Raw genomic sequence first — 21,510 nt, 5'->3', positions numbered from 1 at the left:
TTTCATCCATGAAAAATAAATTTTGCGACAAAAAAGGGTAAACGGCCAAATATAATAACACCTTGAACGCTACAAGAGCTGTAAGAGAAATTTTTTAATGATGTTCAGCTGAAACTTAAAAAGTATCACTTACTACTTTATTTCGGCCACTTTGCTTAGCTTGGTAAAGAAGTTTATCGGCAAACGCAATAAGCATTTCTTGTTCATCGTTTGATTCGACTACCCTAGATGTCACACCAATACTGACCGTTATGCGGATTTCTTTGTCTTCAAACTTTATTACGGTATCTTCTACCGCTAGCCTAAGCCTTTGCATTAATTTGCAAGCACCTTCTAGTTCGGTGTTAGGTAGTATGGCAACAAACTCTTCACCACCAAATCGACAGATAACATCAGCTGGGCGTTTAATAATGTCTTGAAGCACACGTGAAAACACTTTTAAACATTCATCTCCGCCAAGGTGGCCAAATTTATCATTTACTTTTTTGAAGAAGTCGATATCCAAAATAGCCACAGTTAGCGGTGTCTGCTCACGGCGGCTTCTGCGCATTTCAGCAAGCAAACGTTTATCAAAATACCGCCTGTTCATTAAGCCTGTTAAGGGATCAATTGCGCTCATTCGCTCTAATTCATTGTTAGCTTCTGATAACTCCCGCAGCGCGATCTCTAACTCTAAAGTGCGCTCCTCAACACTATATTGCAATGAGCGCTTTGCTTCTTCTTGTACTTTCAGCAATTCATCTTTCGCCACCATTGCCTGTCGCTCGTTTTCAATTGCTGCCGCTCTGGCTAACTCTGTTTCTTTGAATTGATCACTGAAGCTAATCGCTAGCGCGAGAGCCAGTAACATGGTTTCGATAGTCGCTCCGACCATAAGCAAGTAACTAGCGTCTATCTCTAGCTCGAAGACACCTAAATTTTCTATCGTTGTGGTGATACCACTGACTAAAAGCACGGCCCACGCGGCGGTAAAATAACGAGCAATTAAATTGCCATTCATCGACAAGGAAATACCAGCAATTAATATGACCGGGGTAGTAACAGCAATCATGATTAAGATTGCTTGTAAGACTCCGGTATACGGTAATACAGCGGCCGCAAAAAATAAGATAACGAATATATATTTAACCGCATTTAAGACACGATAAACCAAAGGACTTGCCTTTTTTAAAGACAAAATACTGAAAGAAAACTGAATAATAAGGAAAAGCGTTGCACAGGCAAAAAAAGCGACCGCACGTTGTTGCAACCAAACATGCTCACTCCAAAAATACCTAAAACCCACACCGTGAATGGTGGCCACAACGAGAGCGAAACAGATTACATAGCCAGTGTAGATCGCAAAGGTATGATTTCTGGTCGTGGCATAAATGAATAAATTGCTCAATGCCATCGCCAACATATAACCCAAAAATATTCCCATGAATAGGTTGTGGGCGCCGCTATACTCTATAAAATCTGACTTTTCCCACACTCTAATTGGTGCTTTTATTGGCCCTTCACTCTGTATGCGGAAATAAACCTCTAATTCATCAAAGCCTGATGGTAAAGGAAAAAGAAATTTTTCATATTGAATTGGACGTTCAGAAAAAGGCAAGCTATCACCCACAGTGTAATCTTGAACGACAGCTTTGCTCTCCGGTTCAACGAACCACAGTTCTACTTTGTCGAGCAAACCATAATCCACTTCAATCAAATAATGTTTGTTTGGCACAGGCAAAGCAATACTACTTCTAAACCAATATGGCTCGTCAGACAAACCAATATTTGCGCCATCAAATGATAACCAAGGTAAGCCAGCTTCCTGCTTGATACTTGAAATACCTAAGCCAGTCGTAGATTTATCGCTAGCTAAGTATTCGGTAGAAAAATGTAAGCTTTTTATTTCACCGCTGTTTGTTAAGCTATTAGTAAGCGCCAACAAACAAATAGAAAAAATCGCGACTATACCCGCTATCCAATAGCTTTTATTTTTTGAAAGTAGGATATTTACATCCATTTATAACCTCAATCTGATAAAAAAAGCTTTGCTGCGTTAAACATACTCGCCTGTTTTACATCCACTATATCGTTATTTGTCAGCGCCGCAAATACAGATGCAATTGCGCCCAAAAATTTGGGCTCGTTGTTCTTTGCCCGAGGCCTGATAGACTTGGGGAACAAATAAGGTGCATCGGTTTCTAACAGCAAGCGGTGCAAAGGAAGGTTTTTTACTGCACTTCTGAGATCAAATGCTCGTTTTTCATCATCTAACCATCCAGTAATGCCAATGTAACAGCCCATAGCTAAATAAGCTGAAAGTTGTACCTCGTTACCGGTAAAGCAATGTGCAATTTTAAATCTAACATCTCCCGCATATTTATTCAGTAGCTGTAATTGCTGCTTGAAGGCGTCACGCTCGTGCAAATACAAGCCCATCGATAAACACTTGGCCAACTTTAGCTGCTCGGTAAAAGCATATTCCTGCTCTTCGGGACTGGAAAAATTGCGATTAAAATCTAGACCACATTCTCCGATTGCCACACATAGCTTATCGGCAGCAATCAGTTTTAGTTGATGAGAGGATTGACTATCCCAAGTTTTTGCAGCATGTGGATGTACGCCAGCAGTAAATCGCAATTGGCATGCTTTACTCGTGTATTGATTGCAAAAATCTTGTGCAGCCTGTGACTCATCTAAATCACTAGATATCACCAGCAAGCCAGATATGCCAGCTTCGATAGCGTTTTCTATTACAGCAAATGGGTCAAATCGTTTGTCTAATAGATTAACACCAGCATCGAACATGCTATTTGATTCGTTTGACGCGCATACTTCTGTTTACACCTTCTTTGCTGAGTAAATAAGATGAAAACGCGCCTTTTCGTATTGTAATTGTTTCGCCTTCTTTTAACCTCAACCGACTTAGCTGCGTTTCACGCCAAGCTTGTCCGTTGTCCAAATTTACTATTCTATTTTCAGTTAAAGTCTTTGTAATTTTGGTAATAGTACTTGTTATTTCCTGCGGTTTAGTAACTGTCGACTTTTTTAGGTTTTCACTACCAAAACCATCATCATTGCTCGTTGTTAGAGGAGATGGCGGAAGAGATGTCGGAGTAGGTGCTGGCACATACGGCAAATCCTCATTGGCGGTCTGAGGGAAATTAGATACTTTTAGATTATTTTTAAGCAAAGTCGCAGCGTCACCACCTTGAATACTTTTATCCTCAGTGCCGTTTGCAGAGACAGGCGCTGCATTTACAGACTGAGAGGTGGTTACTGATTGCCCATTGCTCTTATCAGCTGTTGTAACAGTATGATGTAATGGCTTAAACAATTTGTCATAGCAAATTAAGCGCTGGGCGTCATTTTCTATGGAGCTGCAGCTAGACACTCGTTCAGTTAATTCAGTGAATGAACTTACCTGACCGCTGGCAACGAACGAAAATACGAGTATTCCGCTTGTTATGATTGATTTTATGAAGCGATTATTCATCATGCAAATCCGCAGCGTTGTCATCAGCATACTCATTATCCTCTTCATTACGTCTGGAATACAGTGAACCAACCACAATACCCACTTCGTAAAGCAGCCACATTGGTATAGCGAGCAACACTTGAGAAATAATATCGGGTGGCGTCAGCAACATGCCAATTACGAATACTCCCACGATTACGAAAGGACGCTTTTTCCGCAAACTTTTTGCGGTAGTCATTCCCGTCCAACACATTAATATAATCGCAACGGGAATTTCAAAAGCTACACCAAACGCAAAAAATATCTTGAGGACAAAATTTAGATAGCTAGAAATATCTGTGCTGATAATTACGCCCTCTGGCGCCACGCTATTAAAAAACATAAACGCGAGTGGAAATACCACGTAATACGCAAAAGCCATACCGGCATAGAACAAGAGGGTTGAGCTAACCAATAAAGGAGCCACTAGCTTTTTTTCGTTCTTATATAGACCCGGCGCAACAAATGCCCACACCTGATAGAGTACAACAGGTATTGCGATAAAAAATGCTAGGACAAGGGTGAGCTTAAAAGGCGCAAGAAAAGGGGAAGCAACGTCCGTGGCAATCATACTCGCGCCATCAGGCATACTGGCGATGAGCGGAGTGGCAATATACGCGTATATTTCCTGAGCAAAATAAAACAAAGCTAAAAACACAAGCAATACGGCTATCACTGCTTTTAGTAGTCTGTTTCTTAATTCAATAAGGTGAGAAATTAAACTGCTGGCTTGCGTCATCTAATTATTTCTTGTTTTCCGATTCGGACGAATTTTCTGAAGGCAAAATACTATTTTCATAAGGGCGTTGTACTGATGCCGCAGCCGATTTAAGCTCTTCAATACTTTGCTTGACGTCATCACCTACTTGCCCGAGGCCTTCTTTTTCAGCTTTTTTTAAATGTTCGTGCAGTTCGTGGGTTTTTAACTGGTATGACACTTCTTGTTTAAACCCATTGGCGACATTCTTTATGCTTCTCACCGTTTCCATAGTAGAACGGATAGCACCGGGTAGGCGCTCTGGACCCAATACAACGAGGGCAATGACACCAATAACCAACAACTCCCAAAAGCCGATATCAAACATTTGTACTATTCTTTTATTTTTTCTTTTGTTTGAACTGCGCTGTCGACTGATTCATCTGATTTGTTTTCAACCGCATCAAAATCTGCGTCTTTTTTGGGCTCGTCCTCATTCATCGCTTTTTTAAAACCTTTTAAAGCCGTGCCTAAATCAGAACCCACGTTACGAAGCTTTTTGGTGCCAAACAACAATATTACAATGGCCAATACTATGACAATTTCCCAAATACTAAACGACATAAACTTTCCTTTTACCAACTAATTCTGCGAATATTAGAGTCTGTGATACAAACACGCACGTGTTCGTATTATACCCATAATTTAATGAATATCATTTGATTTACTTATTCTATGGATATAAATATTTGAAATTGATACCGTCAACAACACTTGTATCCAACGCTGCAAGCACTATGCGCCCCCACAGCTTAGCTTGGCAAAACGCTCGTGGGAGCTTATTTCTGTTCGTACTACTATTCTCAGCAAGCACCATTGCAGAAGAAAAAAAGAAAAAGACACTCGATTTTGAACATTACGCATATTGCCTAGAAGACAATTGGCTGGATGACGCATATTGCTATTTGAACTTTGGCATTGATAGCACAGCAAACGGCTTGAATAACTTGTTTAAAACGGAAAGTATGGCAGCAGATGCAGCGACAACCAAAGGACGGTTGCGCTTTGGTTGGGAGCCCCGCACGCGTGACCTAGCAGAATCAGACTTCAGATTTAGAATAAGGGCTAAATTCCCCGCATTCGAAGACAGAGTAGAGCTACTTTTTTCAGACGAAGAAGATGATATTGGAGGGCAGAACGTTAAGGCCGCCCGAAATAGAGAGCTTGGCGCAAATGATCAGGCAGTAGTCGCACTGCAATTCCAAAAAGACAAAAGTGACAAAATGCGCTATCGCGTGGGCTTTGGTCGAGGTAGCCAATTATATACACGGGCACGATACAGTGATATTTACAACATAAATGATGGCGTTAACTTTTACTATTTTGCAGAAACCAACTACTACGCAAGAGATAAGCTTGGTTTTGAACTCAATGGCGAACTCGGTGTAGAACTGACAAAAAATACGGCTTTTGAAATCAATAATAGCTTTCAGTTTAGAGACAAAACCGACGATTGGTTTTGGCGACATGAATTTCAATATATCTACTTAGCCAAAAACCAGAGCAGCTATTTATTGACCGCAATGATAGACGGCCTATCGAAACCCAGCTATCAAACGGAGCAAATATTACTCAGCGTCAGGTATAAAAGAAAAGTGTTAAGGGATTGGCTTTTTGTTGAGGTAGAGCCTTTTTTACTTTGGCTGCGTGAAGAGGATTTCAAACCCTCTCTTGGGGCAGCAATTCGCGCTGAGATTCATTTCAGCACGAAGTAGACACACCTGAGCTCCTAGCTAACGCCTAGCGAAGGTTTAGCTCAACGTTTAAATGCTAAAACTCGCGCCACAACCACATGTAGTCGTCGCATTAGGGTTATTGACAAAAAAACGTGAACCTTCCAATCCTTCTGTATAGTCAACAATACCGCCCACTAGATACTGCAAGCTCATAGCATCGACAAGCAATGTTACCGCATCTTTTTCTATCGTCATGTCGCCTTCATTGACTTTTTCATCGAAAGTAAAACCATACTGGAAACCAGAACATCCGCCACCTGTCACATAGACTCTAAGCTTTAGATTTGGGTTTTCTTCTTCTGCAATAAGCGTTTTCACTTTTTGTGCTGCCGCATCAGAAAACTCGATTGGCATAGCTGATTCAACTGACATGCTACTCATATACCTCTAAACGCATCTATTATTTGAGTTCAACACAATCAACCGATGGTGCAGGCACTCACTCAATTCAATGTGCGCAATTATCCAATACCCGAGTAATTTAATCAAGTATTCACTCGTCGCTAGCGTAAGCCTCCTCCCATTGAATACTGGTTGAATAGCTTCCTCTCTTCTTCCGATATTTATATACGTCAGTCGAAATATCAATTCGACTCGGAATAAACGACTCTGGCAAGGTAAAGCGAGTCTCGATAACTTGAAAGTATTTAAAGGCAAAATCTAAGACTTCGTTAGGCACATTTTGTTGCAGAGCAGTCAGAGAATATTGCTTGGGTTTACCCTCTAAACTACCGATAATTTGAATAGCCAAAGTCCCTTTAATCACCGCCTTAATATTCTCATGCTGCAATAACATCAGTTTCAGCCTAAAGTGATTATCGCTATTCGTCGCTTCTATTTCCACACGCTCGACTACAAAGCCATCTTGCGTTGTCTCTGGCGCCATAACCCGCTGATAAAAAGCGACTTCTTGTTTTAGTTCAATCTCTCTTTTCAGTAAATCACGCAGTTGCGTCTGTGTTTTTTCATTACTCAGTCGCTGCACATCCAGTTCAATTTTTCGTTTATTCAATTCAGAATTGAGCGACTGGTTTTCACTCACAAGATTGTCCATAGATTGCTTGATCATGGCCACTTCTTTCAAAGTATTAGTATGCCTTGTCGTAGCAATTTCATAGCCAAACCAAAAACTCAGCCCAAGTACGATTGCTATTCCACCATAAAAGCGCGTAAATCCAACTTGTTGTTTATACTTATTTAATTGCAACAAAACGTCTCCAAGACCGTATCACTGTGATAGTATACATATATTCTCATTAGATGCCCGTAGCAATGTCACTTCAGTCTCTACGCCATATTTTGTCCGTACCAAGCACATCAATCCAAAGCTGTCTGATTGGCTTATTTGGCGGCTTAATGGCAGCAGTGGTGGTGGTCATATTTAAAGGCTTAATCGGACTCTGGCACTATTTCATGTTAGGTGGGATGGCCAACTACAGCGAAAGCAGTGATTGGAGTCGACTCACCTTGCCGATATTTGCCGCGTTCGCCATTTTTGTTGTGGCGCGATTTACCGGCTTCAAGCATTATCGTATGGGTATCCCATTTGTTATTCACCGCCTAAAAACCTACTACGGTCATATCCCCATACTCAACTCTATTAACCAATTTGTTGGCGGAGTGCTTGCTCTCGGCAGCGGTTTTGTTGTCGGAAAAGAAGGACCAACGGTTCACCTTGCCGCCGCTGCAAGCCACTATTTGGGACGATGGCTGCACTTGCCTTTTAATAGCCTGAGGATACTTGCTGGTTGCGGTATTGCAGGAGGCATTGCCGCTGCGTTTAACACGCCATTTGCAGCCATTATTTTTGTCATGGAAGTGGTTTTGCGTGAATATAAAGTACATATCTTCATGCCTGTCATGCTCGCTGCCGCGGTTGGCTCAATGGTCACCAGAGCAGTGTTCGGCGACGTCACTGAGCTTGGCTTTTTAAGCTTTCAACCTATTGCAGGGCTGGAACTACTTTATTTGATTGTATTTGGTATGTGTATTGGTGCGATTGCCGCTATGTTTAACAGTCAATTAATGCAGTTGATGCGATTGTTTAGACGAGTGGGAATGTTCTACAGATTACTTTTAGCGGGGGCGATCACTGGCGTCTTTGGGTATTTTTTTCCAGAGGCCTTGGGGGCAGAGTTTATCAACATAGAAAAGCTTCTCGATAGCGACTATGACTTTTCTTTTATTTTTTACTTGTTCATCGCCAAGTTTGTTTTAGCTATGATTGCGATTGCCTTGGGTATTCCTGGCGGCATCATTGGTGCGGTTATGGTGATAGGGATCTTGTTGGGTGTGATATTGCTGGAGCCATTACGCGGCTTTTACGACACCAACATGACAAACACCTATGCCTTACTCGGTTTAGCAGGATTTCTTGCTTCCGTTCTGCACGCACCAATGGCGGCATTATCTGCCTCCATGGAGTTGGCTGCCGACTCCCACGCGATACTGCCAGCGATTATCGTCATTGTGAGTGCTTTTCTCACTTCCAAGCAAGTGTTCAATAATAGTTCTATTTTCATTCAACAACTTGAATACCAGAACTTGTCCTATACAACCTCTCCTATTCGAGATTTATTACAGCAAACTGGTGTGCTATCCGTAATGAATACAGACTTCAAGGTATTGCAAGCTGAGCAAGATGAAGCGCTGAAGCGTCACCTTTTGGATGTAAAAAATACTATCATATTGCACCAACCCAATGCCGCTGAACAAGTCTACAAATGGGTAAATTTAGATTATGGTCTGCACACTAATGAACAGCAGCTAAGCAGTCAGGACGTGCACTTACTCACTCAGCAACATACCATGGCAGATGTGCACGATGCCTTGCAAGATAGGCGACAAGGTGCCGTGGTAATTTTAGATACAACCGTTTCAAATGTAGATGAAAGGCAGTACATGAGTATTCATGCACTACCTGAATCATTGTTGCAAACAGACAAGCTCGCCTCTTCGAGGGTGGTAGGCGTGATCACTTGGAACATGTTGCATTCATATTTGTTGCGTAGACAACACTAAATCAACACCCCGAGGAGACATGTCTTGAGTATTTTGTGGTTAAAGGCCTTTCACCTTTTTTTTATGGTAGCTTGGATGGCAGGGCTGTTTTACTTACCTCGCTTATTTGTGTATCACGCATCAAGCTCAGAAGCAGCGGTAAAAGAACAGTTCAAGATTATGGAGAGAAGACTTTGGCTATTCGTTACACCCTTTTCTCTCCTTACCTTAGTGTTCGGCGTTCTTATCATTTTTCAATACGGCACTAGTTGGTTAGCAAACAGTGCTTGGTTGCACGCAAAACTCACTCTGGTCGCACTATTTTATGCCTATCACTTTTACCTTTGGCATTTGGTAAAAGTATTTGCAAAAGACGAAAACAAGCATAGCCCTCGCTTTTTTCGATTTCTAAATGAGATGCCCGTCTTCGCATTTTTTGGCATTGTCGCGTTGGCGGTAGTAAAGCCTTTTTAGTACCGAGCTTAGTCCGCGCTAAATGTTTCAAATTGATTAGGTAGATAGGACGCAAGTTTACCAGAGATGTTCAGGTACTTTTCCATTGCCTTGGGTAAAGACTGAGCAATCAAAGGTAACTTATCACTAAGGCTATGTTCTCCTCGTTCTGCGGCTTGTACTCCAGCCTGTTCCAAATCCGCAAAGCTTGAGAACATGAGTAGGCAATGTTTCAGATCTTTTGCCAAAACAGGCGCATCATCTGGATTTTGTTCACGCATTTTTTGCCATGCCATGTGCCAAACTTTTTCACACTGCTGATGAGCATAAATCAAACCCTGCATAAATGCCTGTAGCTCTGCGTTTAGTGACGCTTGAGAATAGTGCAAAGGTAGCGTAGAGGCAAACTCGTCATTTCTCATTTCCGATAAAATATATCTAAAATAGTCGAAAAGCTTCGAAAATACGCGATCTGCCTGTTCTTTATTCTGAATTTGATTGTGTTCTTGCACAACCCAAGGTAACCAATCGTCTGGCAAGGGAATTTCAGGACAACTACAAGCGCCCAAAATAGCACCTTCGACAAAATGCCTGTCATGCAAAAACGAAGAATCGGCAATGCTGTCATATAATGGTGAAAGTGTTTTCAATGCTACTACTCTACTTGCAAGGCTAGGAACGACGTAGCCATTGGCTGGGGTTTAGTGCTTTGCCTTTGTGTCTGAGTTCAAAGTATAAGCTCGCGCGTGTTTGACCACCACTGGTTCCAACCAAACTGATTGTATCACCGGCACGTACAACATCACCGACATTTTTCAATACCGCTTGATTGCGTCCATATACAGACATGTATCCATCTCCATGATCCACAATGACAACAAGACCAAAGCCCTTTAACCAATCCGCATAAAGAACCTGCCCTTCTGCGACGGCAGATACGGGAGTCCCTGCCGTTGTTTGAAACACCACCCCTTTCCAACGCACTTGACCTTGTCGGCGTTTACCGAACAAACGCTCTATTTTTCCTGGAGTAGGTAACATAAGTTGGCCTTTCAACTTTGTGAGACCGGATAGGTCGATATCCACATTCGAAGAGGCTTGCGCGCGCTTCGCAGCTAATTCTGCACGTTCGATAGCAGACAATAAGTCTTTTTCTTGCTGCTCCAAGCGCTTAACTCTTGCTTGGTCAGATTCAATTTGTTTGTTTAATACCGCGAGTTTCTGAAAGCGCGTTTGTTGCTTATCTCGTAGTTCCTTGCTTTGTGAAACTTGTGTCTGTTTTAGGGCTTCCAAATTGACTTGCTTAGCCGACAACTCTGTACGTACTTTATCTAAAGTAGCTATTAACCCTTTAAAGTCGTCTATCTGGTTTTGTCTGGCTTTGTTCAAATACTGATAGTAAGTTAACACTCTCTCCAAAGTACCCGCTTTGTCCTGATTAAATAGGAGTTTCGCGTAGTCATAACTACCTGCCATATAGGCGCTTTTTAGTTGATTTGCTAAGTAAGTTTGTTGCTGCTCAATGAGGTTTTCAGTTTGCGTTTTTTCTTGACGTAGGGCTTTAATATCTCGATTTACTTTTAGTAAACTTTGATCCGTTCTATTTAATTTTGTGGCGGCTTCTGCTATTTCCAGCTCTGCCAGCTTAAGCTCCTGTTGAATTCTTTCGCTACTCTCTAAGTTGCTAGCGAGTTGAGACTTAGTCTGCGCAATCAGATCTTGAATATCTTTTAAGTCTTCACGCTCATCTTGCGCATGAATGCTAATGCTATTCAATACTAAAAACAGGCATATTGCCGGCACCTTAACACTCAAAAAACACTTGAGTGCGCACCTATACTTAGCAATAGCCTGATATGATTTCATTGATTACCCGACTACAGTGTTATTTTAAGGTAACGATGGGTGTTCCTGTCATTTCAGAGGGTTGTGCCATGCCCATTAAATGCAACATTGTAGGTGCAACATCACTTAATACACCGTCATTTCGCACATTTGCTTCACGACCAAAGTAAATAAATGGCACCGGTTCACTAGTGTGAGCGGTATGTTTAACCCCAGTTTCTGGATCAACCATTTGCTCAGCATTGCCGTGGTCCGCAGTGATTAAGCATTCGCCTCCGACTTTTTCTAACGCCGCAATGACTCTGCCGATACTTGCATCTACAGCTTCACAGGCTTTTACTGCGGCATCAAAATTACCCGTGTGCCCAACCATATCCCCATTGGGATAGTTACAAATTATCACGTCGTATGCTTGTGATTCAATTGCGGCGACTAGCTCATCGGTAAGCAAGCCAGAATTCATCTCAGGCTGAAGGTCGTAGGTAGCAACATCGGGAGAAGGAATCAGCTTTCTTGTTTCACCTTCGTATTCGTCTTCTTTGCCTCCGCTAAAGAAGAAAGTCACATGTGCAAATTTTTCTGTTTCAGAAATTCTAAGTTGCGTTTTGTTATGGTCAGATAGCCACTGACCCAATACATTGACTAAGTTTTCAGTCGGAAACGCACAAGGCACCTTCAAAGTGGTTTCGTACTCCGTCAGCATCACAAAGTGCGCATTGGGGAACCGATCCCGGTCAAACCCACTAAATTCGGGTGTTGCTAAGGCATGAGATAGCTCTCTAGCTCTGTCTGCACGGAAGTTCATAAACAACACAGTGTCGCCATCGTCGATTCCTTGGTAATCCGCTATTTTCGTCGGTTTTACGAATTCATCAGTAATTTCATTTGCATAAGATGCTTGAATACCGTCGTTCATGTCTTCAACTGTAAATTCAGCTTTCGCGGAGACAATCAAGTCGAAAGCTTGCTGCACTCTGTCCCAGCGATTATCACGATCCATCGCATAATAGCGACCAATAACCGATGCTAAAGCTACGCCTTCGTATTGAGCACAAAAAGCCGTAGTTTGTTGAATATAATCAATCGCACTTTGTGGAGGGGTGTCTCTACCGTCCAAAAAGCCATGCACATACACTTTTTCTACCCCTTTTTGCTTAGCCAACTTAACCGCAGCAAACAAGTGGTCGATATGCGAGTGCACACCACCGGCAGATAGTAAGCCTAATATATGAACCGCTTTACCATTATTAGCTGCTTGCTCTGCAGCATCTGATAATGCAGGATTGCTAAAGAAGGTTTCGTCGTCTATGGCTTTGGTGATTTTAGTAAAATCTTGATACACCACGCGCCCTGCACCCAAGTTCACATGCCCAACTTCTGAATTACCCATTTGGCCATCAGGCAAACCGACATCTAAGCCAGAGCCAGAAATAAGCGTGTTTGTATATTCCTTTGTCAAACGATCCAAATTTGGTGTTTTTGCCGCAGCAATGGCATTGTTCTCAGTTGATTCACGATATCCCCAACCATCAAGGATAAGTAGTGCTAAGGGTGTTTTTTTAGAGCTCATTTGATTCCCAGAAATGTTTTTTAACGAAACAAAATACTAATATCCATAATTTACCAATAAATCACGGATCTATACAGGGCAACCGTTTACTATTTTGAAGAATTCTTCGAATCCACCCTTCAAATTTTAGAACAACGCAGAATAGCTTAAGTTTTCTCATCGTTTTCTATATACTTGCGCCACAAAAATTTTGATGACAATGCAGGAATCGTCACCGATGGATCATTTTATAGAATTTGCTCGCGACAACATGGTGCTATCCATAATTTGGGTGGCGTTAGTGGTTATGCTGATTTACTCTTATATCGCCCCCATGCTCTCGTCTGTGAAACGAGTAAATAACCACCAAGCCACACTCTTGATAAACAAAGAAGACGCTATCGTGTTGGACATACGCCCACAAAAAGATTTTAAAACTGGGCATATTCATGGTGCCACGCAAATAAAACCAGACGATGTCCGCAACGCGAACTTTTCAAAGCTTGAAAAAGAAAAAAACACGCCCATTATCGTAGTATGTGCAATGGGTAACCTTGCATCGGGAACAGCGAATAGCATGAGCAAACAAGGTTTTGCAAATGTCAGCATTCTCGAAGGCGGAATGAGTTCGTGGCAATCTGCTAGCTTACCTGTTTCTAAATAATCACCCTTACGAATTCAAAGGTAAAATACATGGCAAAGATAGAGATTTACACGAAGGGCTACTGCCCATATTGCAAACGCGCAAAAGCACTGTTTGCACAAAAAGGCGTTGAGTATACGGATTTTGAAATTGACAAAAACCCAGAATTGCGCGACGTAATGATCCAGCGCGCCAATGGCGGACACACTGTTCCACAAATATTTATTGGTGAAACACACGTGGGTGGATGTGACGATTTATTCGCCTTAGAAAGACGAGGCAAGCTAGACGATTTGCTCTCGGCATAGATGCCTTCTAAACACAACTAACACTTAACTAGATTTTGTAATAATAGGAAATAACAATGGCTGACGAACAGAACAGCAACGCAGGCCAGACACCTGCGCAAACGCAAGAAGTACAGTTTAACCTGCAAAGAATTTTCACAAAAGACATCTCTTTTGAAACTCCCAACTCGCCCGCTATTTTTCAAATGGAATGGAAACCAGAGGTCAAGTTAGACATTGATACACGGACAACTGAGTTAGAAAAGAATTTATATGAAGTTGTGTTGTCCGTAACCGTTACCGCAAGCGTCCAAGACAAAACGGCGTTTTTATGTGAAGTACAACAAGCAGGGATTTTTGCTATTGGCGAGATGCCAGAAGCAAACAAAGCACATACATTGGGTTCATTTTGTCCAAACATGCTTTTCCCGTATGCCCGTGAGACCGTGTCAAACTTAGTAAACCGCGGTACCTTTCCTCCTCTTAATCTTGCGCCAGTCAATTTCGACGCCATCTTTGCAGCTTACATGCAAAAGCGTCAAGCTGAGCAGCAAGGCGAAAAACAAAAACTGGATGCTTAATCGTTAATTCTGCGAATACTATGTCTTCGGTTAGCGTGATTGGTGCAGGCTCTTATGGGACTGCACTGGCATTTTGTTTGGCAAGAAATGGGGTAAATACCTTATTATGGGGTAGAGACCCCTCCTTAGTATCGAGTATGCTTGAACATCGATGCAATAAACACTATCTACCTGACTTTGTATTTCCCTCAGCACTTACCCCTACCGACTCAATCGAACAAAGTCTATCGACTAGTGAATACATACTCATTGTTGTGCCAAGCCATGCGTTTCGCGATGTACTGTTACAGCTCAAACCCTATATTACGACACAACATAAAGTCATTTGGGCTAGCAAAGGCTTAGAGCCAAAAACTGGGCGCTTGCTGCATGAGGTCTTTGAGGAAATACTCGGCACAACTGTGCCTAAAGCTGTTTTGTCCGGACCCACATTTGCTAAAGAGATGGCGGCAGGGCTACCAACAGCGATAAGCTTATCAAGTCTTGACCACAACCTATCTCAGCGCTTTTCTAGTATGTTACACAATCCAAAGGGATTTAGGGTCTATCTCAATGATGACCTTGTTGGTGTGCAACTGGGGGGAGCGGTAAAAAATGTGATTGCTATCGGTGCTGGACTTAGTGATGGTTTAGGTTTTGGCGCAAATGCGAGAACCGCGCTAATTACTAGAGGATTGGCTGAACTCACAAGGCTTGGTGTTTCACTGGGCGCAAGCCAAGAGTCTTTTATGGGAATGTCTGGGCTGGGTGATTTGGTTCTTACCTGTACCGACAATCAAAGCAGAAATCGCCGGTTTGGCTTGGCTTTGGGGCAAGGGCAGTCTGTGCAACAAGCTATAGAAGGTATTGGCCAAGTGGTTGAGGGTTACCGAAACACCGAGGAAGTTAAGATCCTGTCAGCGCGTCAACAAGTCGAAATGCCAATTTGTGATCAAATTTATGCCGTATTGTACGAAGGCAAATCAGCCAAAGAGGCTGCCCTCTCTCTACTGAGTAGAGAGCAAAAAAGCGAATAATGAACTTTAATACATTATCATAAACCGCCTTCATACGATAATTGTCTCCAGCTCTCGTAAACAAAAACGGCAACAGAATTTGACAAATTCATACTGCGGCTATTCGCAACCATCGGAATTCGCACTCGACACTCTTCTGGAAGGCCATAAATTACATCCTCTGGCAATCCTCTGGTTTCTGGTCCAAAAAGTAGTGCATCACCAACCATGTAATTCACGCTAGAATGAAATCTTTTACCTTTAGTGGTGCAGGCAAAAACACGCTTCGGCGATTCTGATAACAAATAGTCCTCTAAACTCGCATGGCGTTTGACACGAGTAAGCTCGTGATAATCTAATCCCGCTCTTCTTACTTTTTTTTCATCTAAATCAAAGCCTAAAGGCTCAATGAGATGCAATGAATATCCGGCATTAGCGCACAATCGAACGATGTTTCCGGTATTTGGCGGTATTTCGGGTTGATACAGTACGATGTCTAACAAAGCTCAACAGCCCCTAACAAATATGGTGTTCAAAAAAATTGTAAATAACATTTAATGCTTCTTTTCTCAAGGGATCCCGTTCAAAGAGAATTTCATGTTGCGCGTCATTGATATTGTGTACAGAAGAAGAACGGATGCTCCCAGCTATCTCTTTAATAGCCCTTTCTTCTACAACACGATCCCTCCCTGCAACAAATAGAGCACACGGTGTCGATATTGAAGAAACGTGATTTTTAAGTGAGTGCATATAACGCATCGCGCTCTGTAGCCAAGTAACAGTAACGCCGCCGAGCTGTAATGCTGGTCTTGACGAATGCGTCTCCACAAAACAAGCATAGCGTACTTGAGAAGACGTTAAATGGTTGTCTGCAAATGGCTTAGGCTGATAATCACGCTGCCCAATAAAATAGCTAGCGTCCCTTCCCAATATTTGCTGCTTCAGTAAAAGCAGTCTATTGACAATACGCGCAACACTTTTAGGTATTGGCGCTTTTATGCCATACATGGGAGCAAGTAAAGCAGCCGCCGTAAACACTTTTGAGCGAAGCGTCAGCAACTTGGTAGCAATCGCCGCCCCCATCGAATGTGCCAGAAGTAGCACGGGTAAATTTTGTAAATTTTGGGGCAGCAGTACCTTGTCTACAACGGCACACGCGTCCTGCACATAATACTCAAAATCACTGACATAGCCCATTTGCGGATTTGGGCATTGTCGAGTCGACTCTCCCTGCCCCCTATGGTCGTATATAACAACAGCGTAGTCATTTTGATAAAGTTCAAAAAGCAATTCCGCGTACTTTACAGTCGACTCTGCACGACCAGGAAGCACTAAGATAATAGCCTTTGCACTTTGTGGAAGATGGTATCTGTATTTTAGCGAAATACCCGAGGACAAAGCTAAATTGCCCTCTGTCATCTGGTTTTCAACGTAAGGAATGTAGGTCTTCCAATACGTTTCTTTTAATTGGGATTCAGAGCTGTAAAAGGTCAAATGGCTTATTCACCTTGGTTGCGAGATATTGATTCGTTTGCATTGGGGAGTTCGATAGCAAGGTGCAAGCCGCGCAGCGCAAAGTCGGGCTCTGTATTATTAATTTCAAACAACCTGCCTTTATTTAGTTTTACTGCGGCATTTGCAATGGTCAAGCCAAGCCCCGTGCTAGTATGTTTGGAAGCAGATGCTTTATCCACATAATAAAAAGCTTGTATCATATTTTCAAATGCCCCTCCCTGTAAACCCGGTCCATCATCGCCTATGACTATCAATACCGTGTTATTGGGTTCGTCTGAAATTTTGATAGTCACTTGCGAACGCGCATATCGTAAAGCGTTGCGCGTAATGTTTTCAATAGCACTTTTCAAAGAATCAAAATTAATATCTAGCGTAGCTGAGGATTCAATCGTCAGCCGTAAATCAATACCGAGGGCTTCAGCTTCAAAGTTTAGTCCTTCCATACAGCGTTCAATAAACTGTTTAACACACATTGGCTCAAACACAATATTCAGTTGACCTTGACTTTGTAAATCCATTCTTGTGACGCTTAGCACGTCGCCAATCAGTTTATCCATCTGCATAACTTCTTTTTCTATCCGCTGAAGATCACTGTCCTTGTCGCCAAGCTTTTCATACAACATCGCGACCGATAATTGCAGACGGGTAAGGGGTGTGCGTAATTCATGCGACACGTTCGCCAACAAGTTTTGCTGTTGTACAAGACTAGCCGTTAGCCTTTCTGTCATCGCATTAAAATCCCTTGCTAAGGCACCAACTTCGTCTTGGCGCCCATCACAGTTCGTCATCCTGTAAGTGAAATCGCCTTCTCGGATTTTTTGCGTTGTCACTCGCAGCTGATTGATTGGCTTGCTCAACCTCCAAGCTAAAAATAGGCACAGCCCCGTACCTAAGACCAACATCAGACTTAAGCCTGCAAACGCACTGTATTGCCCCCGTTCATGCCGCCTTAACAAGCGTCCTAAATAAATGGCGTACTGATCCGCGTCTCCAGCCAATCGATACGGACCAAAAAATTCCATATTATGTGTTTTAATGACTACAACTTGCTCGGAACCAACCATCTCCTTGAAAAAGTCACGATAGTCTCTCATTGGTTTGTTCAACATCGGTAATGGGAAGCTAAGGTGCACTTGCCCAGTACTCGAATTCACAGCAATTGCCAATGGACGCCCATTGGCTGTCATTCTCTTGAATGCTCGATGCATTGGCACGCCATTATCTATATGCCGATTCAATTTAGAAATAAATTGAGTATGCCTAGGGTTTTGAGTGTCCCCTACTGCGCTTACTTGAGTACTAGTGCTGTTTATCCAGCTCGAAATAAAGAAAGCGCCTAACAGCATGCTAACTACGGTGATCCAGAACCAAATGAAAATTTTCCCAAATAAACTATTGGCAGGATTGAGTTTTTTAATAAATTGCATGTTTTGCTCAACTGTCAGCTATCATTAGATAGCCCTTGCCCCGCACCGTTTTGATGGCGTCGTGAATATTGTGTTCAGCGATTTTTTTGCGAAGATTACTTACATGCATGTCCAAACTGCGATCATATGCACTCAGTTTTCTGTTGAGAACCTGTTCACTCAGCACCTGTTTTGATTGCAACCTGCCAGCATTTTTAGCTAAAAATACGGCTAGCTGAAATTCTGTCCCAGTAATATCAACTAGAGCATCCCCCACTTGAATTTGTTGTTTGCTAAGATCAATATGCAAGCCCTGAATCTCTAGCGTATCACTGTTGGCTAATATGCCATTTGGATCAAGCCGACGTATCAAAGCCTTCACTCTAGCCACAAGTTCTCTGTGATTAAATGGCTTGGCTAGGTAATCGTCTGCTCCTAACTCTAATCCGAGTATTTTATCGTAATCATCCCCCCTTGCAGTCAGCATGATTACCGGCACTTTTGAAAATTTCCTCAGTTCAGCCAGCGTCGCAAAACCATCCATCTTAGGCATCATGACATCAAGTAACAATATATCAAATGACTGTTCTTTCAACGTTTGTAAGCCATGCAGTGGATCATTACAAACATGACTCAAAAAGCCTTGTTGTTGCAAATATTCCGCTAATAAACTACCGAGTTCTCTATCGTCGTCTACAATGAGTATTTTGTGCAAAACTAAACTCTTGCCCGTCAGGGTCAATTAATCAAAGCTCAAGATTATCAAAAACACCTTATTTGTCAGTACAATCTTTACGCAATATTTACACTTTCTTGGCGTTACTTTGCATACAAATGTCTACAATAATAGTCACCTAGAGGCTGTTGAACTTTTCTGTAATAGGCTCAAGGAGTGTCCAATCTCAAACAAAATAGGTGAATGATGAAAAAGTTACTACTTACCGCTATGTTAAGCTCTGCACTTTTTACAAGCCTCGGCGCAAGCGCAATGCCACAAAGTGACAAAGCTAAATTTCCTCTTTTTAGACAACTCGATTTAAGCCTTGAACAAAAACAAGCTATCCGCGAAATAATGCAAACCGTGCGCGAAGATAATAGTATTTATTCTGCTGAAAAGTCAGAAATAAAAACGCAATTGGAGAGCTTATTTGCACTAGATAGCTGGGATGAAGCGTTAGCTAAAGATATCGTCAGCGCGCAATCAGATGCTCGCTTGCAACCCTCGTTAAATTTGGCAAAAGCAAAACATCAAGCATTTCAGTTGTTAGACGAAGCACAAAGAGCTAAGTTAACATCCAAAGCTGAAAACACTAAATCCAAAAAATATGCAAAAGCGAAAAAACGCAAACTAGCGAAAAAGCTTAAATTATCCACAGAGCAGATAGGCGCGTACAAAGGCATAATGACAACGCAGAAAAACTCGCTTTTAGCCTTCAAAGACGAGGTAGCTGCGCATAAGTCTGCTGAGTTGGCGCTGCTTATGGCAAGTGAATTTGATGAAGAAGCTTGGTTAAGCTTACAAAACGACTTTACAGCCACATCAAACTCAATACAGTTAATCAAACTACAAAGTCGCTTTGCTTTTAGACAGCTATTAGACGAAGAACAACTCGCAAAACTTGATTCATTGAAATCAAAAAAGCGTGACAGAAAGAGAGCGTAGTCACGCTGCAATCATAAACGGCGTGGTTTTACTCACTACGAGTATCACACGCCTATCCGCTTAAGGCTAAAGCGCCAAGTTACGCCATTTTCTACAAAACAGAAACTCGCACCCGAATTAAGAGGGCTTTTCAGACGTCACGCTTTAAGTGACTGTGCTTTTCCTTTTTTAATACTTGTTATATGCGATTTATTGCACATTTTTCTCTACAAAGCTATTTAACTCAGAAACTGAGCGAATGACATGTAGTGACTTGCCTTCCGATAATTTCTCTAACCTCTGTAAGAATCCATCATTCCAAAACTGCGGGCATAGTTTCAACACTTTATAGCTTTCCAGTGTTCCCTTTAATACCGAGCTTCCGTCAGGCCAGCCTTCTGGCTTTATAAATAGCCCTTTTAGAAACCGCTTTGTCACTAACCAATAAGTGACAAAATACGGTAATTCTATATAAATCAATGTATCAGCTTCTTCTAGGCGCTTGTTAAATGAATCTAATGAGTTCATTGGACCGAAACCCTCAATGATCCATTCTTCGGAGGAAAGAATGCTCTCATGGGCTTCTTCGTAGCTCTTTCGGGTAACCTCTTCTCCATTTGGTTTATATAAAATTGAATCCAAGGCATACAATTTTATACCTGTAGCTGAGGCCAATTTTTTACTTAAAGTGGATTTACCGTTAGCGGGCTTACCGAATACCGCTACTTTTTTCATTCTAGTTCCTCCAACTAGGGTTGAACCCTAAAGGCAGAAACAGAAAACCCGCCTCTAAGGCGGGTTTGATAAATTCTTGACACAACACAAATCCCACCATTCCTATGGAATGATGATGATAATTCGAGCTGTCTGCTTCGTAAAATTCGTGTTCATTCGCTCATCTTGATTGATGGGTAATTCAATGTCAACTGGATATTTAATAAGAACGAGATAGCCTAAGCATATAACATTTATTGATATCTGGCGCGCATTCAAAAGTTAAAACAACAAATATAGATACGCGTCCAGATTATCGTCGCAATTACCGGCCGTAACGTAGTTGGTTGGTGTTGTGCTATGTAAGCACAACACCAAGAGACGTAGTAGAGGTTCGGTAGATTGCTTTGTTACGTACCTTTTGTTAATCTTTGTACAACAATGTATTACATATGCAGCCATTAGGTGACATTATGAAGACTGAAATGTTAAGCACCCGTATAGACCACGATACCAAGTTGGCATTTACTAACGTATGTGAAGGCATGGGGTTAAGTACCTCTCAGGCGCTAAAGCTATTTGCCAAAGCTGTGATCAACCACGGGGGTATACCGTTTGAGGTTAAGGCTAAGGCGCCAAACGCTTTGACGGCCGCCGCTATTGAAGAACTTGAATCGGGTAATGGAAAGACAGCTAAAGACGTTGAGCAACTTTTTGCGGATTTGGAAATTGGCAATATTAATATTAAGTAATGCTAGCTCTCGAATACTCAGCACAGTTTAACTGTCATTCCGCACCCACTTTCAAGATTTCAAACTGATTGGATGTGATGTTGCTTTTTTTTAAACTTTTCTCTTGACACAGATCCCTATTCTTGATCTATTACTCTCT

At 42.0% G+C, this 21,510-nt stretch carries 25 protein-coding genes; 9 read left to right on the top strand and 16 right to left on the bottom strand.

Annotation, left to right across the window (positions count from 1 at the left end; genetic code table 11):
• Positions 1-115 precede the first annotated feature (115 nt).
• From ACFOHL_RS12085 to tatA, 6 genes are read right to left on the bottom strand one after another with little or no spacing between them, the layout of a single operon-like run.
• Entirely contained in the window at positions 116-1,999 is a 1,884-nt protein-coding gene (locus ACFOHL_RS12085) for a sensor domain-containing diguanylate cyclase (protein ID WP_376920493.1), read from the bottom strand.
• Between the two features lie 8 nt (positions 2,000-2,007).
• Positions 2,008-2,787, bottom strand: coding sequence for a TatD family hydrolase (locus ACFOHL_RS12080; RefSeq protein WP_376920492.1), 780 nt, complete (start codon positions 2,785-2,787; stop codon positions 2,008-2,010).
• A 1-nt stretch (position 2,788) separates the two neighbouring features.
• On the bottom strand, positions 2,789-3,478 hold the full coding sequence (locus ACFOHL_RS12075) for a hypothetical protein (RefSeq protein ID WP_376920491.1): 690 nt from the start codon (positions 3,476-3,478) through the stop codon (positions 2,789-2,791).
• Positions 3,468-4,235: a twin-arginine translocase subunit TatC gene (tatC, locus tag ACFOHL_RS12070; RefSeq protein ID WP_376920490.1), complete on the bottom strand. Its 768-nt coding sequence runs from the start codon at positions 4,233-4,235 to the stop codon at positions 3,468-3,470. Before tatC ends, ACFOHL_RS12075 begins: the two co-directional genes overlap by 11 nt.
• Positions 4,236-4,239: 4 nt before the next feature.
• Positions 4,240-4,581: a Sec-independent protein translocase protein TatB gene (tatB, locus tag ACFOHL_RS12065; RefSeq protein WP_376920489.1), complete on the bottom strand. Its 342-nt coding sequence runs from the start codon at positions 4,579-4,581 to the stop codon at positions 4,240-4,242.
• 5 nt (positions 4,582-4,586) lie between these two features.
• Positions 4,587-4,817 carry a Sec-independent protein translocase subunit TatA gene (gene tatA / locus ACFOHL_RS12060; protein WP_376920488.1) on the bottom strand — a complete coding sequence of 77 codons (231 nt, stop codon included), beginning with the start codon at positions 4,815-4,817 and terminating at the stop codon, positions 4,587-4,589.
• Positions 4,818-4,942: 125 nt separating this feature from the next.
• Between tatA and ACFOHL_RS12055 the strand changes: the two genes are divergently transcribed.
• Positions 4,943-5,968 carry a hypothetical protein gene (locus ACFOHL_RS12055; RefSeq protein ID WP_376920487.1) on the top strand — a complete coding sequence of 342 codons (1,026 nt, stop codon included), beginning with the start codon at positions 4,943-4,945 and terminating at the stop codon, positions 5,966-5,968.
• A gap of 48 nt (positions 5,969-6,016) precedes the next feature.
• On the opposite strand, the gene erpA is transcribed toward ACFOHL_RS12055, so the two are convergent.
• A complete protein-coding gene (gene erpA, locus ACFOHL_RS12050; RefSeq protein WP_376920486.1) occupies positions 6,017-6,361 on the bottom strand; it encodes an iron-sulfur cluster insertion protein ErpA in 345 nt (114 codons plus the stop codon).
• Positions 6,362-6,482: 121 nt separating this feature from the next.
• The gene (locus ACFOHL_RS12045; protein ID WP_376920485.1) at positions 6,483-7,196 is read right to left on the bottom strand and encodes a DUF6776 family protein; all 714 of its coding nucleotides are present in this window, start codon (positions 7,194-7,196) and stop codon (positions 6,483-6,485) included.
• 65 nt (positions 7,197-7,261) lie between these two features.
• Between ACFOHL_RS12045 and ACFOHL_RS12040 the strand changes: the two genes are divergently transcribed.
• Positions 7,262-9,010, top strand: a complete 1,749-nt coding sequence (locus ACFOHL_RS12040) for a chloride channel protein (protein WP_376920484.1) — start codon at positions 7,262-7,264, stop codon at positions 9,008-9,010.
• A 24-nt stretch (positions 9,011-9,034) separates the two neighbouring features.
• Positions 9,035-9,463 carry a CopD family protein gene (locus tag ACFOHL_RS12035; RefSeq protein WP_376920483.1) on the top strand — a complete coding sequence of 143 codons (429 nt, stop codon included), beginning with the start codon at positions 9,035-9,037 and terminating at the stop codon, positions 9,461-9,463.
• Positions 9,464-9,471: 8 nt separating this feature from the next.
• Here the strand turns inward: ACFOHL_RS12035 and ACFOHL_RS12030 are convergent, their stop codons facing one another.
• From ACFOHL_RS12030 to gpmI, 3 genes are read right to left on the bottom strand one after another with little or no spacing between them, the layout of a single operon-like run.
• Complete coding sequence (locus tag ACFOHL_RS12030; protein ID WP_376920482.1) at positions 9,472-10,092, bottom strand: UPF0149 family protein; 621 nt, start codon at positions 10,090-10,092, stop codon at positions 9,472-9,474.
• Between the two features lie 22 nt (positions 10,093-10,114).
• Positions 10,115-11,308 carry a murein hydrolase activator EnvC family protein gene (locus tag ACFOHL_RS12025; RefSeq protein ID WP_376920481.1) on the bottom strand — a complete coding sequence of 398 codons (1,194 nt, stop codon included), beginning with the start codon at positions 11,306-11,308 and terminating at the stop codon, positions 10,115-10,117.
• Between the two features lie 19 nt (positions 11,309-11,327).
• The gene (gene gpmI / locus ACFOHL_RS12020) at positions 11,328-12,857 is read right to left on the bottom strand and encodes a 2,3-bisphosphoglycerate-independent phosphoglycerate mutase (protein ID WP_376920480.1); all 1,530 of its coding nucleotides are present in this window, start codon (positions 12,855-12,857) and stop codon (positions 11,328-11,330) included.
• 217 nt (positions 12,858-13,074) lie between these two features.
• On the opposite strand from gpmI, the gene ACFOHL_RS12015 reads away from it, so the two are divergent.
• The 4 genes from ACFOHL_RS12015 to gpsA are packed head-to-tail and all read left to right on the top strand — an operon-like array spanning position 13,075 to position 15,363.
• Entirely contained in the window at positions 13,075-13,500 is a 426-nt protein-coding gene (locus ACFOHL_RS12015) for a rhodanese-like domain-containing protein (RefSeq protein WP_376920479.1), read from the top strand.
• A 29-nt stretch (positions 13,501-13,529) separates the two neighbouring features.
• On the top strand, positions 13,530-13,787 hold the full coding sequence (grxC, locus tag ACFOHL_RS12010) for a glutaredoxin 3 (RefSeq protein ID WP_376920478.1): 258 nt from the start codon (positions 13,530-13,532) through the stop codon (positions 13,785-13,787).
• A gap of 56 nt (positions 13,788-13,843) precedes the next feature.
• Positions 13,844-14,347, top strand: coding sequence for a protein-export chaperone SecB (gene secB, locus ACFOHL_RS12005; protein ID WP_376920477.1), 504 nt, complete (start codon positions 13,844-13,846; stop codon positions 14,345-14,347).
• Positions 14,348-14,367: 20 nt separating this feature from the next.
• Entirely contained in the window at positions 14,368-15,363 is a 996-nt protein-coding gene (gene gpsA / locus ACFOHL_RS12000; RefSeq protein WP_376920476.1) for an NAD(P)H-dependent glycerol-3-phosphate dehydrogenase, read from the top strand.
• Between the two features lie 17 nt (positions 15,364-15,380).
• Here the strand turns inward: gpsA and trmL are convergent, their stop codons facing one another.
• From trmL to ACFOHL_RS11980, 4 genes are read right to left on the bottom strand one after another with little or no spacing between them, the layout of a single operon-like run.
• Complete coding sequence (gene trmL / locus ACFOHL_RS11995) at positions 15,381-15,845, bottom strand: tRNA (uridine(34)/cytosine(34)/5-carboxymethylaminomethyluridine(34)-2'-O)-methyltransferase TrmL (protein WP_376920475.1); 465 nt, start codon at positions 15,843-15,845, stop codon at positions 15,381-15,383.
• A 13-nt stretch (positions 15,846-15,858) separates the two neighbouring features.
• A complete protein-coding gene (locus tag ACFOHL_RS11990; RefSeq protein WP_376920474.1) occupies positions 15,859-16,836 on the bottom strand; it encodes an alpha/beta fold hydrolase in 978 nt (325 codons plus the stop codon).
• A 5-nt stretch (positions 16,837-16,841) separates the two neighbouring features.
• A complete protein-coding gene (locus ACFOHL_RS11985) occupies positions 16,842-18,284 on the bottom strand; it encodes a HAMP domain-containing protein (protein ID WP_376920473.1) in 1,443 nt (480 codons plus the stop codon).
• 7 nt (positions 18,285-18,291) lie between these two features.
• Positions 18,292-18,978, bottom strand: coding sequence for a response regulator (locus ACFOHL_RS11980; RefSeq protein WP_376920472.1), 687 nt, complete (start codon positions 18,976-18,978; stop codon positions 18,292-18,294).
• A 207-nt stretch (positions 18,979-19,185) separates the two neighbouring features.
• On the opposite strand from ACFOHL_RS11980, the gene ACFOHL_RS11975 reads away from it, so the two are divergent.
• A complete protein-coding gene (locus ACFOHL_RS11975; RefSeq protein WP_376920471.1) occupies positions 19,186-19,926 on the top strand; it encodes a Spy/CpxP family protein refolding chaperone in 741 nt (246 codons plus the stop codon).
• A gap of 189 nt (positions 19,927-20,115) precedes the next feature.
• Here the strand turns inward: ACFOHL_RS11975 and ACFOHL_RS11970 are convergent, their stop codons facing one another.
• Complete coding sequence (locus ACFOHL_RS11970) at positions 20,116-20,640, bottom strand: adenylate kinase (protein WP_376920470.1); 525 nt, start codon at positions 20,638-20,640, stop codon at positions 20,116-20,118.
• A gap of 452 nt (positions 20,641-21,092) precedes the next feature.
• Between ACFOHL_RS11970 and ACFOHL_RS11965 the strand changes: the two genes are divergently transcribed.
• Positions 21,093-21,371, top strand: coding sequence for a type II toxin-antitoxin system RelB/DinJ family antitoxin (locus ACFOHL_RS11965; RefSeq protein WP_376920469.1), 279 nt, complete (start codon positions 21,093-21,095; stop codon positions 21,369-21,371).
• Positions 21,372-21,510 lie beyond the last annotated feature (139 nt).

The organism is Agaribacter flavus (assembly GCF_042646125.1).
GTDB classification, from domain to species: Bacteria; Pseudomonadota; Gammaproteobacteria; order Enterobacterales; family Alteromonadaceae; genus Glaciecola; species Glaciecola flavus.
The sequence above is the reverse complement of the archived record's forward strand: the minus strand, read 5'-3'. Positions and strand labels throughout refer to the sequence as shown.

Bases quoted from the DNA above. Each gene is read 5' to 3' on its own strand.
- ACFOHL_RS12085 (WP_376920493.1), bottom strand. From the start codon at position 1,999: ATGGATGTAAATATCCTACTTTCAAAAAATAAAAGCTATTGGATAGCG.
- ACFOHL_RS12080 (WP_376920492.1), bottom strand. From the start codon at position 2,787: ATGTTCGATGCTGGTGTTAATCTATTAGACAAACGATTTGACCCATTT.
- ACFOHL_RS12075 (WP_376920491.1), bottom strand. From the start codon at position 3,478: ATGATGAATAATCGCTTCATAAAATCAATCATAACAAGCGGAATACTC.
- tatC (WP_376920490.1), bottom strand. From the start codon at position 4,235: ATGACGCAAGCCAGCAGTTTAATTTCTCACCTTATTGAATTAAGAAAC.
- tatB (WP_376920489.1), bottom strand. From the start codon at position 4,581: ATGTTTGATATCGGCTTTTGGGAGTTGTTGGTTATTGGTGTCATTGCC.
- tatA (WP_376920488.1), bottom strand. From the start codon at position 4,817: ATGTCGTTTAGTATTTGGGAAATTGTCATAGTATTGGCCATTGTAATA.
- erpA (WP_376920486.1), bottom strand. From the start codon at position 6,361: ATGTCAGTTGAATCAGCTATGCCAATCGAGTTTTCTGATGCGGCAGCA.
- ACFOHL_RS12040 (WP_376920484.1), top strand. From the start codon at position 7,262: ATGTCACTTCAGTCTCTACGCCATATTTTGTCCGTACCAAGCACATCA.
- ACFOHL_RS12025 (WP_376920481.1), bottom strand. From the start codon at position 11,308: ATGAAATCATATCAGGCTATTGCTAAGTATAGGTGCGCACTCAAGTGT.
- gpmI (WP_376920480.1), bottom strand. From the start codon at position 12,857: ATGAGCTCTAAAAAAACACCCTTAGCACTACTTATCCTTGATGGTTGG.
- ACFOHL_RS12015 (WP_376920479.1), top strand. From the start codon at position 13,075: ATGGATCATTTTATAGAATTTGCTCGCGACAACATGGTGCTATCCATA.
- grxC (WP_376920478.1), top strand. From the start codon at position 13,530: ATGGCAAAGATAGAGATTTACACGAAGGGCTACTGCCCATATTGCAAA.
- secB (WP_376920477.1), top strand. From the start codon at position 13,844: ATGGCTGACGAACAGAACAGCAACGCAGGCCAGACACCTGCGCAAACG.
- gpsA (WP_376920476.1), top strand. From the start codon at position 14,368: ATGTCTTCGGTTAGCGTGATTGGTGCAGGCTCTTATGGGACTGCACTG.
- ACFOHL_RS11985 (WP_376920473.1), bottom strand. From the start codon at position 18,284: ATGCAATTTATTAAAAAACTCAATCCTGCCAATAGTTTATTTGGGAAA.
- ACFOHL_RS11975 (WP_376920471.1), top strand. From the start codon at position 19,186: ATGAAAAAGTTACTACTTACCGCTATGTTAAGCTCTGCACTTTTTACA.
- ACFOHL_RS11970 (WP_376920470.1), bottom strand. From the start codon at position 20,640: ATGAAAAAAGTAGCGGTATTCGGTAAGCCCGCTAACGGTAAATCCACT.
- ACFOHL_RS11965 (WP_376920469.1), top strand. From the start codon at position 21,093: ATGAAGACTGAAATGTTAAGCACCCGTATAGACCACGATACCAAGTTG.